General features: G+C 56.4%; 12 protein-coding genes. 9 read left to right on the top strand and 3 right to left on the bottom strand.

The genetic code is table 11. The features are described from left to right. Positions 1 to 38: 38 nt before the first annotated feature. The 3 genes from ACXKZD_RS03880 to mutH form a co-directional block, all read right to left on the bottom strand. On the bottom strand, positions 39 to 257 hold the full coding sequence (locus tag ACXKZD_RS03880; protein ID WP_003853956.1) for a YgdI/YgdR family lipoprotein: 219 nt from the start codon (positions 255 to 257) through the stop codon (positions 39 to 41). Positions 258 to 375: 118 nt separating this feature from the next. Next, positions 376 to 1,086: a TerC family protein gene (locus tag ACXKZD_RS03885; protein ID WP_010248654.1), complete on the bottom strand. Its 711-nt coding sequence runs from the start codon at positions 1,084 to 1,086 to the stop codon at positions 376 to 378. Positions 1,087 to 1,185: 99 nt separating this feature from the next. After that, positions 1,186 to 1,863 (bottom strand): DNA mismatch repair endonuclease MutH, encoded by a 678-nt coding sequence (gene mutH / locus ACXKZD_RS03890; protein WP_010248652.1) that lies wholly within the window; start codon positions 1,861 to 1,863, stop codon positions 1,186 to 1,188. A 684-nt stretch (positions 1,864 to 2,547) separates the two neighbouring features. Between mutH and rppH the strand changes: the two genes are divergently transcribed. The 9 genes from rppH to recC all read left to right on the top strand — a co-directional run bounded on the left by rppH (position 2,548) and on the right by recC (position 12,682). Beyond that, positions 2,548 to 3,075, top strand: a complete 528-nt coding sequence (gene rppH / locus ACXKZD_RS03895; protein ID WP_009087042.1) for an RNA pyrophosphohydrolase — start codon at positions 2,548 to 2,550, stop codon at positions 3,073 to 3,075. A gap of 12 nt (positions 3,076 to 3,087) precedes the next feature. Next, the gene (gene ptsP, locus ACXKZD_RS03900) at positions 3,088 to 5,334 is read left to right on the top strand and encodes a phosphoenolpyruvate--protein phosphotransferase (RefSeq protein ID WP_010671041.1); all 2,247 of its coding nucleotides are present in this window, start codon (positions 3,088 to 3,090) and stop codon (positions 5,332 to 5,334) included. 327 nt (positions 5,335 to 5,661) lie between these two features. Beyond that, entirely contained in the window at positions 5,662 to 6,543 is an 882-nt protein-coding gene (lgt, locus tag ACXKZD_RS03905; protein WP_010248645.1) for a prolipoprotein diacylglyceryl transferase, read from the top strand. After that, a complete protein-coding gene (gene thyA, locus ACXKZD_RS03910) occupies positions 6,540 to 7,334 on the top strand; it encodes a thymidylate synthase (protein ID WP_033772525.1) in 795 nt (264 codons plus the stop codon). Before lgt ends, thyA begins: the two co-directional genes overlap by 4 nt. 187 nt (positions 7,335 to 7,521) lie before the next feature. Beyond that, positions 7,522 to 7,992 carry a prepilin-type N-terminal cleavage/methylation domain-containing protein gene (locus ACXKZD_RS03915; protein ID WP_488981879.1) on the top strand — a complete coding sequence of 157 codons (471 nt, stop codon included), beginning with the start codon at positions 7,522 to 7,524 and terminating at the stop codon, positions 7,990 to 7,992. Beyond that, positions 7,989 to 8,516, top strand: a complete 528-nt coding sequence (locus ACXKZD_RS03920) for a prepilin peptidase-dependent protein (protein WP_488981880.1) — start codon at positions 7,989 to 7,991, stop codon at positions 8,514 to 8,516. Before ACXKZD_RS03915 ends, ACXKZD_RS03920 begins: the two co-directional genes overlap by 4 nt. Next, positions 8,513 to 8,917 carry a DUF2509 family protein gene (locus ACXKZD_RS03925; RefSeq protein WP_201499786.1) on the top strand — a complete coding sequence of 135 codons (405 nt, stop codon included), beginning with the start codon at positions 8,513 to 8,515 and terminating at the stop codon, positions 8,915 to 8,917. Before ACXKZD_RS03920 ends, ACXKZD_RS03925 begins: the two co-directional genes overlap by 4 nt. A 25-nt stretch (positions 8,918 to 8,942) precedes the next feature. After that, on the top strand, positions 8,943 to 9,203 hold the full coding sequence (locus tag ACXKZD_RS03930) for a prepilin-type N-terminal cleavage/methylation domain-containing protein (protein WP_371006382.1): 261 nt from the start codon (positions 8,943 to 8,945) through the stop codon (positions 9,201 to 9,203). Positions 9,204 to 9,304: 101 nt separating this feature from the next. Beyond that, positions 9,305 to 12,682, top strand: coding sequence for an exodeoxyribonuclease V subunit gamma (gene recC, locus ACXKZD_RS03935; protein ID WP_488981881.1), 3,378 nt, complete (start codon positions 9,305 to 9,307; stop codon positions 12,680 to 12,682). The last annotated feature ends 1 nt before the right edge of the window (position 12,683 follow it).

The raw sequence follows: 12,683 nt of genomic DNA on the forward strand, positions 1-12,683 counted from the left end.
CCAGCCGGGAATCGGTGGCAGGTGATTAAATCGGGCACTTAACGTTCAATGATCGTAGAAACCTCATCGCTGTTAATCTGCACCATATGACCCGTCTGGTCAGTGTACTCCACCAGGCCGGTCTCTTTATCAATGCTCGGCTTGCCTTCGGTCATGATCATCCGGCCATCTTTGGTCGCCATGACATAATCAGAACTGCATCCACTTAAGAATGCGGCGGTTACCATCACCAGTGCTACTCCTGCCAACCCTTTCATCACGCCTAATCCTCACAAATGGTCAAGTGCAAACAGTGTAGTAATAAATGGTTTTGCCGGCAGGGTTAATCGTATGAATCTGAAAATAACCGGGCGAGCAGGCTCGCCCTTGACTTTATCAGGCGTGCTTTTTCTTACTGCGCATCAGGTTAAGACACTCAACCGCCATTGAGAAGAACATAGCGAAATAAATGTAACCTTTTGGTACGTGGACCGCAAAACTCTCCAGGATCAGGGTGAAACCGACCAGAATCAGGAAAGAGAGAGCCAGCATTTTCACTGACGGATGGCGGTCAACAAACTCACCGATCGCGCGCGCAGCGAACATCATCATCAGCACGGCAATAACCACCGCCGCCATCATAATGAACAGATGATCGGAGAGGCCGATGGCCGTGATCACCGAGTCGAGGCTGAAAATAATGTCGAGCATCATGATCTGTACAATCGCACCCAGGAAGGAATGGACGCGGGTGTTGTGTTCGCCTTCGCTGCCTTCGATCGTTTCATGGATCTCCATGCTCGATTTCCACAGCAGGAACAGTCCGCCAAACAGCAGAATCAGATCGCGCGCCGAGAACGCATGATCCATCAGCGTAAAGAGCGGGTTAGTCAGACGGGCAACCCACGCGATAGAAGCCAGCAGGCCAAGACGCATCAGCATCGCGCCCATCAGACCAATGCGACGTGCGCTGGCTTGCTGGTGTTTTGGCAGTTTAGCGACCACCAGCGACAGGAAAATGATGTTATCAATACCCAGCACCACCTCAAGGATGGTCAGGGTGCCCAGCGCCAGCCAGGCGTTGGGATCGGAAATCCACTCAAACATACCGACATTTAATCCTAAACGAAAAGTAAACGGCGATTATACGCATTCATTTCGCCGATCTCCCACAAAATTGCGACACATCAACGCGGGTGGCGACGTTCAGAGGAGAAAATGACGCGCCAGCAGGGGCCCGGTGAAGCTTTTCTTCAGGTAGAAACCGCGCGGCAGCGTCATGATTGGCTGGCCCTGATCGCCGATTCCTTCTGTCAGCGCTTTGCTATTGGCGGCTTTGGGCCGAATTTGCAGCCAGGCACCATGTCGCGCGGTAATCTGCTCTACGCGACCCAGCACAATCATATCCATCAGCTCTTCCCAGTCCTGCCGCAGCATCTCATCTTCTTCCGCATCGGGGCTCCATAACAGCGGCGCGCCGACACGGCGTTCCCGCAGCGGAATCTCACGTCCGCCTTCAACCGGGATCCACAATACCCGCGCCAGCTTGTGGCGCACATGGCTGGTGAGCCAGGTCACGCCGCTGTTGCCGGTCAGAGGTGCTACGCAGACAAAGGTGGTTTCCAGCGGTTTACCCTGCGCATCAATCGGGATGGTTTTCAGTTCGATACCCAGATGGGCAAAGTCCTGCTCCGCTTTGCTGCCTGCGCTGGCACCAAGATGCCACTCCAGCAGCATGCCGACCCAGCCCTTATCACGTTTGAGATCCGCAGGCATGGGCAGACCGGCGCGCGCGGCCAGGGTTTCCAGGGTCAAACCGGCTAAATCCTGCGCGCGTGCCAGTAGGCTGGCTTCATCTTCAGGTGGTCCTGGCTGGTAACTCATGGTGAACACTCGCAATGATTAAAATTTGTACAGCAGCAGGTGAGTCACGTTTCTCACATAAATAATCTGCGTCAGGGATCGATAATAACATGATAGATCGTGCTTTTTTTAGCGGATTGCACGCTCGCCGCCCCAGGTGCTTCAGGGTTATCCCAGCTTACCCGCAACAATGAACAGGATCTCCAGCCCGGTTATCCACAGAAAAATGGGATAACCACCGTCTGAGTGCGGTACTGGTTCCATTTACAGCCTTGACTTTTCACGATCTGGCCATAATTTCGCCGCTCTGGCCTAACCCTGAGCGATTATCTGTGGATAAAAAGCAGTGTGCTTATATTTTAAGCAATTGTCAGTTACCATGAAAATATTCACTGTTTATAAAAGATTTACCGGTAAGGTTTTCTATTTAATTTCATTAAAAATCAGATGGATGTGTTGCTGGCTCATTTTGGCTCTTCAGCGTGCACGGAAAAGGTTATTCAGATAACTCCCGCGTTCTGCACAAAGCTATCCACAGAAAAGGTGAATAAGATCGATCTTTTTCTCGGTCATTGTTTATAACTTTGCCATTTTCTGTGAGTTATCCCGGCGATGATGGCTTAACCCCCCATGAATCCAGTGGTTTACCGCCTGTAAGGAGTGTGAAACAATCAGCTCATTCAAATTTTGCTTTGAGGTAGTCCGGTGATCGATGATGATGGCTACCGCCCGAATGTTGGTATCGTAATCTGTAACCGGCAGGGACAAGTGTTATGGGCCAGGCGCTTTGGACAGCACTCCTGGCAATTTCCTCAGGGAGGCATCAATCCCGGTGAAACCGCAGAACAGGCGATGTATCGCGAACTGTTCGAAGAAGTCGGATTACACCGGAAAGATGTTCGAATACTTGCTTCTACCCGTAACTGGTTACGTTACAAGTTGCCAAAACGTTTGGTGCGTTGGGACACAAAGCCGGTATGTATCGGCCAGAAACAAAAGTGGTTTCTTCTGCAGTTAATGTGTAATGACGCGGATATCAATGTGCAGCACAGCAGCACGCCCGAGTTCGATGGCTGGCGCTGGGTCAGTTTCTGGTATCCGGTGCGTCAGGTTGTCTCCTTTAAGCGCGACGTTTATCGTCGGGTGATGAAGGAATTCGCTGGCGTGGTGATGTCTATGCAGGAGAGTGCGGGGCAGCGAAATAATCCTGCCCATCGACGTAAGAGAGGATAGGCCACGCCCTTTATGCTCACTCAGTTGCGCGAAATTGTAGAAAAAGTGGCGAGTGCGCCGCGTCTCAATGAAGCACTCGACATCCTGGTTAATGAGATCTGTCTGGCGATGGATACGGAAGTCTGTTCCGTTTACCTCGCCGACCACGATCGTCACTGCTACTACCTGATGGCGACGCGCGGACTTAAAAAACCGCGTGGCCGCACCGTGACCCTGGCGTTTGACGAGGGGATTGTCGGTTTAGTGGGCCGTCTGGCCGAACCGATTAACCTTGCTGACGCCCAGAGTCATCCCAGCTTTAAATATATCCCCGCAGTGAAAGAGGAGCGCTACCGCTCCTTCCTCGGCGTGCCGATTATCAGCCGTCGCCAGTTACTGGGCGTGCTGGTGGTGCAGCAGCGCGAGCACCGTCAGTTTGATGAAAGCGAAGAGTCGTTTCTGGTCACCCTTGCCACCCAGATGGCGGCATTGCTGTCGCAGTCGCAGATGGCTCAACTATTTGGTCAGTTCCGGCAGACGCGGGTGCGCGCAATTGCAGCTGCGCCTGGCGTGGCGGTAGCACCGGGCTGGGTAGATGAGACGCAGCCACTGCTCGATCAGGTTTCGGCTGCCTCAACGCTGGATGTTCATCGCGAACGTGAGCGTCTGTCGCTCGCCATGAGTGAAGCCACCAGTGAATTTCGTCGCTTCAGTAAACGCTTCAGCGCCAGCGCTCAGAAAGAGAGTGCGGCCATTTTCGACCTTTACTCTCACCTGTTAACCGATGCCCGACTGAAAAAAGATCTGTTCGATGAGATCGAACGCGGATCGGTCGCCGAATGGGCAGTGAAACAGGTGATCGAGAAGTTTGCTGAACAGTTTGCCAGCCTGACGGACACCTACCTGCGTGAACGCGCAGGCGATCTGCGGGTGCTGGGTCAGCGCCTGCTGTTTCACCTTGACGATACGCTGGTCGGCACCAATGCCTGGCCGGAACGCTTTGTGCTGGTGGCCGATGAGCTGACCGCCACCACCTTAGCTGAGCTGCCGCATGAGCGGCTGGCGGGCGTGGTGGTGCGTGACGGCGCAGCTAACTCCCATGCGGCGATTCTGACCCGCGCGATGGGGATCCCGACGGTCATGGGCGCTGACATCCAGCCTCATCAGCTCAACAAACGTTTGCTGATCGTCGATGGGTATCGCGGTGAGCTGTTGATCGATCCCGAGCCGGTGCTGGTGCAGGAGTACCAGCGTTTGATCAGCGAAGAGAATGCGCTGAGCAAAATGGCGGAAGGCGTGGTCGATCAGCCCGGTGAGCTGAAAAGTGGCGAGCGCGTGCAGGTGATGCTGAATGCCGGCTTAAGCCCGGAGCATGAGCAGACGCTGGGCAACTGGGTGGATGGCATCGGTCTCTACCGCACCGAAATCCCGTTTATGCTGCAGAACGGCTTCCCGTCGGAAGAGGAGCAGGTGGCGCAGTATCAGGGCATGTTACAGCTGTTTCACAACAAGCCTGTGACGCTGCGTACCCTGGATGTAGGAGCAGATAAACAGCTACCCTACATGCCTATCAGTGAAGAGAATCCCTGTCTGGGCTGGCGCGGCATCCGCCTGACGCTTGACCAGCCGGAAATTTTCCTGGTGCAGGTGCGCGCGATGCTGCGTGCCAACGCCGCATCCGGCAACCTCAGTATTCTGCTGCCGATGATCAGCCATATCGATGAGATCGACGAAGCGAAAAAGCTGATCGATCGCGCAGGACGCGAAGTCGAAGAGATGCTGGGCTATACGATCCCCGCGCCGCGCATCGGCATCATGATTGAAGTGCCGTCGATGCTGTTTATGATCCCGCATCTGGCGTCACGGGTCGATTTTATCTCGGTTGGCACCAACGATCTGACCCAGTATCTGCTGGCGGTGGATCGCAACAACACCCGCGTGGCCAATCTCTACGACTCGCTGCATCCGGCGATGCTGCGTGCACTGAATACGATTGCGCAGGAAGCCCGTCTGGCCAATCTGGAATTGTGCCTGTGTGGTGAAATGGCCGGCGATCCAATGTGCGTGGCGCTGCTGGTCGGGCTGGGGTATCACCATCTCAGCATGAACGGCAAAAACGTACCGCGGGTGAAATACCTGCTGCGCCATCTGGATCACGAAGAAGCACAGCAGCTCAGCGAGCAGGGGATGAATGCTCATACCGCCACCGAAGTTCGTCATCTGGTCTCGACCTTTATGGAGCGTCGCGGGCTGGGCGGTTTAATCCGCGGCGGTCGCTAAGCGCTACTTCAGGCTATTTTATTTGCCATTCTGGTCCCGGGCAGTGCTCACACAGGCTGCTTTAGCAACCTGAACGCCCGTCAGGGCGGCCCTGAAGGGGCGAGCACAGCGAGTAATCCTCACGTACTACGTGTACGCTCCGGTTGTTGCGCGCTGTCCGTGACCAGTCTGGCTGCAACAATGTACGCCTGACGAGTCAGACTCTGGGCGTTATCCGCGTTTACATTTGCGGGACAATTCACAAAACCGGCTGTGCTATGATGCGCAGCCTTAATTTATGTGCCTGACAACACCCCCTTTTCAGGGTTGAAAAATAGACGGTGAATGATGAATAACGGCTATATTGCATTTCCGCAGTTCGATCCGGTGATCTTCTCGATTGGACCGGTTTCGCTTCACTGGTACGGTCTGATGTATCTGGTGGGCTTTGTTTTCGCCATGTGGCTGGCTGTCCGCCGCGCCAATCAGCCGGGCAGCGGCTGGAAAAAAGAGGAAGTGGAGAACCTGCTTTATGCCGGTTTCCTGGGGGTCTTCCTGGGTGGACGCATCGGCTATGTGCTGTTCTACAACTTACCGCTGTTCCTGGAAAATCCACTCTATCTGTTCAAAGTCTGGGATGGCGGCATGTCGTTCCACGGTGGCCTCATCGGGGTGATTGTCGTCATGCTGGTCTTTGCCCGCCGCACCCGACGTAATTTCTTCCAGGTGGCTGATTTCATCGCGCCGCTGATCCCGTTCGGTCTGGGTGCCGGTCGTCTCGGCAACTTCATTAACGGTGAGCTCTGGGGCCGTGTCGATCCGGGCTTCCGCTATGCCATGCTGTTCCCTGGCTCCCGCAGCGAAGATGTCGCGCTGGCCGCCACCAATCCGCAATACCAGGCGCTGCTCAACACCTACGGCGTGCTGCCGCGTCATGCTTCGCAGCTCTATGAACTGGTGCTGGAAGGGATAGTGCTGTTTATCATCCTGAATCTGTTTATTCGTAAGCCACGCCCGATGGGCAGCGTCTCTGGCCTGTTCCTGATTGGCTATGGCGCCTTCCGTATTATCGTTGAGTTCTTCCGCCAGCCGGATGCCCAGCTTGGCCTGTTTGAAGGCGGAATCAGTATGGGACAGATCCTCTCTGTGCCGATGATTATTGCCGGTATTATTATGATGATCTGGGCGTATCGTCGTCGCCCGCAGCCACAATTTCGCGAGGAAAAATGAAACAGTATCTGGATTTAATGCAACATGTGCTGCACGAAGGCACGCCAAAAGCTGACCGTACCGGCACCGGTACGCTTTCAATTTTTGGTCACCAGATGCGTTTCAATCTGCAGGATGGTTTTCCGCTGGTCACCACCAAGAAATGTCATATCCGCTCGATTATTCATGAGCTGCTGTGGTTTCTGAAAGGTGATACCAACATCGGTTATCTCAAAGATAACAACGTCTCCATCTGGGATGAGTGGGCGGATGAGAATGGCGATCTCGGCCCGGTGTATGGCAAACAGTGGCGCAGCTGGGGAACGGCCAGCGGCCAGGAGATTGACCAGCTAAGCCAGGTGATGGAGCAGCTGAAGCGCGATCCCGACTCACGCCGGATTATCGTTTCTGCCTGGAACGTCGGCGAGCTGAGCGAGATGGCGCTGGCTCCTTGCCACGCGTTCTTCCAGTTCTACGTGGCGGACGGCAAACTCTCCTGCCAGCTCTATCAGCGCTCGTGCGACATCTTCCTGGGCCTGCCGTTTAACATCGCCAGCTATGCGTTGCTGGTACATATGGTGGCGCAGCAGTGCGATCTGCAGGTGGGCGACTTTGTCTGGACCGGCGGTGATACCCACCTCTACAGTAACCATCTGGAGCAGGCGCGCCTGCAGCTGACCCGCGAACCGCGTCCGCTGCCATCACTTGTTATCAAACGCAAACCGGCGTCGCTGTTTGACTATCAGTTCGAAGATTTTGAGATTGAAGGCTACGATCCGCATCCCGCGATCAAAGCCCCTGTCGCCATCTGATTCGCGATAAAAGATAACGCCCTGGCACTTCGCCGGGGCTTTTTTTTTGCCCGCAAACCGGTAAATCTGCGGCAACGCTCGCACGCTTCTGCCAATTCATGCTATTGGGGAAGATTCTCTGCGACGTGCTTTCCAGCCTGCCAAACCGCACCTTGTTTCATCTGTTCATCACCCGCACTCTGACACCATGAAAACAGCACACTTACGCGGCTTTACCCTGCCGGAACTGCTGCTGGTGATGGTGATTGCCGGCATGCTGAGCGTTGCCGCGCTGCATGGCTGGCAGCGCTGGCAACAGCGGCAGCAACTGCGCGACAGCGCTCAGCAACTGCAGGGATTCCTGCTTGGGCTGCGTGCCCAGGCCAACCGGCAAAATAGCGACCTGATTTTATGGTCACGGCCTGGCGATCCCTGGTGCATCGGTGCCGGAAGCCGCCCCGTTGCAGGCTGTGATAGCCGAAAACGGCTGCAATTCGTAGCGCCGCACGCTGGCGTTGCGCTCTATGACATCCGGGGTGAACCGGGCTTCTATGGCCGACGTAATGTGGCCCGGGCGGGCAGCATTGAGCTGGGTAACAGCGCCGGACGAATGCGGCTGATTATCTCGGCAAGAGCCCGTATTCGCCTCTGCATGACGGATGAGGAGACGTGCCGTTGAAAATGGCCGGATTCAGCCTGCTGGAGATGCTGATCGCCTTAGCAATCAGCGCCGTCGTGATGTTAAGTGCTGGCCGTTTTCTGCCGCTGCTGCTGGCAGAGAACGCCGGCGTGATGCAACGGGCGCAGCTGCGTCAGGAGTTACAGCAGATGATGGCGACACTGGAAAAAGCGGTGCGGCGTGCCGGTTATTGTCACGGTGAGTGTGGCAGTGGGGCGCTGCAAATCAGAGAGAACTGCCTGCTGCTGCGCTGGGATGAGAACAGCAACGGTAAATGGGAAGGGGTGAGCCATGCAGAGAGTGACTATTACGGTTATCGCCTGCGACAACAGCAGCTTGAGATGCAGCGAGGTGTTGACCAGTGTCAGTCAGCGGGCTGGGAGCGGCTCTCCGGTCCCGCGGTTATGACGCTGGAGCAGTTCAGCGTCAGCCAGCAGGGCACGCAGGTCAGATTAGTGCTGCAGGCACGGGCCGGACGCTGGCTTGAAACGGTGGAGAGCTGGGTTGAGGCAGATAACCTGTGAAGCAGCGAGGCAGCAGCGCTCTGGGCATGGTGTTGATGATTATGGTCATTGGCAGCTTTACGCTGCATGCCAGCCGTAAGATGTCTGAGCAGGGAATGCGACTGCTGGCGGATGAGCAGCAGTTTATTCAGGGTTTCTGGCGGGCGCAGTCTGCGCTGCAATGGGGCTTCTCCCTGAGCTGGTCAGCCAGTGAGGCGGCCAGCTGTCAGCAGGATGATCGCCAGGGCTGGCGCAGCTGTTTACAACGAGGTGAAAAGGATGAAGGTCTGCTTAAAGGGGAGGCCAGCGGCAGTGGCATGGCAGTCTGGCAGTGGGTGCGGTTACGGGGCAATCAGATTACCACGTTGCCGCACGGCTGGATCGACTACTGCCCGCTTACGCCCCCGGCCACCTGCCAGTAAGCGCGGTGGATTCAGCCTGCCGGAAGTGTTGTTTGCTCTGCTGTTAATGGCATTAAGCAGCAGCACGCTGTTGCACTATCATCGCGCACTGGCACTGGGATTCAGCCATCAGTGGTATCAGCGTGAGGCATGGCGGGTGGCTGAGCAGCAACTGATGGGACATGAGAGCCCCGGCTGGACCTCAATACTGCAACAGCAGAGCGGCCCTTCAGGTTGCACACTGGATCGGGCTGACGTGACGGGGCCTTATCAGCGCAGTGCCACCCTGACGCGGCTGCGATGTTAACTCTCCCCGGTTGCCCTTTTGATGGGTTTCAACCGCGATACGCGGTAAAGTGACAGAGCCGCAATACCGCAGTCACGTTCTGAGTTATCACAGGAGTTTTCATGTTTCACGTTTATCACTCAAATCAGCTTGATGTGCTGAAGATTCTGGCGGCTGCGGTGATTAAACATGACCCTCTTGATGATCCTTTCGCCTCAGAAATGGTGCTGGTGCAGAGTCCGGGTATGGCGCAGTGGCTGCAGATGGAGCTGGCGCAAACCTTTGGTATTGCTGCTAATATCGAATTTCCGCTGCCCGCCAGTTTTATCTGGGAGATGTTCGTCCGCGTACTGCCTGATATCCCGGTAGAGAGTGCTTTCAGTAAGGCCAGCATGGGCTGGAAGCTGATGCACCGGCTGCCGGAGATGCTGAAGCATGAAGAGTTTACCTCTCTGCGCCACTATCTCCATGACGACGGCGACAAGCGTAAACTGTTTCAGCTCAGCTCCCGCGTGGCCGATCTGTTCGACCAGTATCTGGTCTATCGTGCCGACTGGCTCAACAGCTGGGAGCGCGGCGAAACCATTGAGGGGCTGGGCGAGGCGCAGCGCTGGCAGGCTGCCCTGTGGCGCGATCTGGTGAGTTATACCCAGGCCCTGCGCCAGCCTGAATGGCACCGCGCCAACCTCTATGCGCGATTTATCCAGACGCTGGATCAGGCGAAAAGCACGCCGGAAAATCTGCCCAAACGGGTCTTTATCTGTGGCATCTCTGCGCTGCCGCCGGTCTATCTGCAGGCGTTGCAGGCGCTGGGACGTCACATCGACATTCATCTGCTGTTCACCAATCCCTGCCGCGATTACTGGGGCGATATTCAGGATTATGCGTTTCTGGCGAAACTGCAAAGTCGTCAGCGCCGCCGCCATGGTGCTGATGAATCACGCGGACTCTTCCGGGATGCAGAGCAGGCACCGGTGCTGTTTAACGACGCTGGTGAACAGCAACTGACCAACCCTTTGCTCGCCTCCTGGGGCAAGCTGGGGCGTGACAACCTGTTTCTGCTGAGCCAGATGGAGTCAAACGATGACATTGATGCTTTTGTCGATGTGGAGCCGGACAACCTGCTGCACTGTATGCAGCACGATCTTCTCAATCTGCAGGATAACGCCATCATCGGACTGAATGCGGCGGAACTGGCACACAGCGATCAGAAGCGCTGCCTGGATCCGGAGGATCGGTCAATTGCGGTGCAGGTCTGCCACAGTGCCCAGCGCGAAGTTGAAGTGTTGCAGGATCATCTGCTGGCAATGATGGAGGCCGATCCGACGCTGAAAGCACGTGACATCATCGTCATGGTGGCGGATATCGACGCCTACGCCCCTTTTATTCAGGCGGTGTTCGCCAATGCACCTGCCGATCGCTATCTGCCGTTTGCGATTTCAGATCGCCGTGCCAGTCAGGCTCATCCGGCCATTGTGGCGTTTTTGCATCTGCTGGCACTGCCGGACAGCCGTTTTGTCTCGGAGGATGTGCTGGCGCTGCTCGATGTCCCGGCGCTCGCTTCCCACTTCGCCATTGATGAAAGCGGCCTGCGTTTACTGCGGCGCTGGGTCAGCGAATCGGGGGTACGCTGGGGGCTGGATGATGCCAGCGTAGAAGCCCTGTCACTTCCGGTTACCGGCCAGCACACCTGGCGCTTTGGCCTGCAGCGTATGCTGTTGGGTTATGCGATGGAGAGCCACAACGGTGACTGGGAAGGAATTCTGCCTTATGACGAGTCGGGTGGTCTGGTGGGGGAGCTGGCGGGACATCTGGCCGAGCTGCTCTCCCGGCTTAATCACTGGCGGCAGCTGCTTGCCGAACCCCGGCCACTGGCGGCCTGGCTGCCCATGTGCCGGGAACTGCTCAATGCCTTTTTCAGCCCCGATGCAGAAACCGAGGCCGCCTTGCTGCTGGTGGAAGAGCAGTGGCAGCAATTGATTGAATATGGCATGGATGCGCGGTTTGAAGAGGCGATTCCGGTGGCGCTGTTGCGCGATGATCTGCGTAGCCGGCTTGATCAACAGCGCATCAGTCAGCGTTTCCTGGCGGGGCAGATTAACTTCTGTACCCTGATGCCAATGCGCTCCATTCCTTTTCAGCTGGTCTGTTTGCTGGGCATGAACGACGGCGTCTATCCCCGTACTTTAGCACCGTTAGGTTTTGATCTGATGCAGCAGCAGTCCCGCAAAGGCGACCGCAGTCGCCGCGATGATGACCGCTATCTCTTCCTGGAGGCGATGATTTCGGCGCAGCAGCAGCTCTATATCAGTTATATCGGCCGGGCGATTCAGGATAATACGGAACGCTACCCCTCGGTGCTGGTCACAGAACTGCTGGATTACATTGGACAGAGTTTTTATCTGGACGGTGATGGCCATCTTGAGCTGGATGAGAGTGCCGAACGGGTGCGGATGCACCTGCAGCACCTGCACAGCCGGATGCCGTTTGCCGCCGAGAATTTCCAGCCTGCTGCCAGACTGCAAAGTTTCGCCCGTGAGTGGCTGCCTGCTGCGCGAGGCGCGGGGCAGCCGCAGCCCGATTTTGTGCAGCCGCTGGAGGCGCCGTTAATTGACGCGCTGACGCTGGAGGCGTTCCTGCGCTTCTGGCGACATCCGGTCCGGGCCTGGTTCCACCAGCGGCTTGGCGTGAGTTTCTGGCTGGAGGAGAACGAACTGCCCGACAGCGAGCCGTTTGCGCTCGACAACCTTGAGCGTTATCAGATTAACGCGCAGTTGCTGAATGCCCTGGTCGAAGGCGAGGATACTCAGCGGCTTTATGCGCACCATCGTGCGGCCGGTAATCTGCCTTATGGCGCGTTCGGTGAGCTGTTCTGGCAGGCGCAGCGCGATGAGATGCAGGAAGTAGCGGCAGAAGTGGTCACCCAGCGCAGCGACGGCGAGAGCTGGGAAGTGAATCTGCAACTGGAGCAGGTCAGCTTAACCGGGTGGCTGACGCAGGTTCAGAGTGATGGATTGCTGCGCTGGCGGCCTGGCGTACTCAACATGAACGACGGACTGCTACTCTGGCTGGAACATCTGGTCTACTGCGCGCTGGGCGGCACCGGCAGCAGCCGGATGTTTGGCCGGCAGCAGAGCCGCTGGTGCTTCCTTGCTGTGCCGCAGGCAGAGGCGATTGCTGCGCTGAATGAGTATGTCACGGGGTATCTCGCGGGTATGCGTCAGCCGCTGATGCTGCTTAACAAAAGTGGCGGCGCATGGCTGACCGCCAGCTACGACAAAAAAAGTCAGCAGTTACTGACTGATGAGGCAACCCAGCTTAAGGCGCGTAATCGCCTGCTGACGGCCTGGTCAGGCAACTATCAGCTTGAGGGTGAAGGCAGCGATCCCTATCTGCAACGTCTTTGCCGGGTGCTGGATGAGCCACAACTACAGCAGATAACTGAGGCGGCACAGCGCTGGTATTTACCGGTACTGGCTGCACATCAGGATGATGAATAGC

The sequence above is a fragment of the Pantoea sp. ABR1s genome (genome assembly GCF_057812235.1).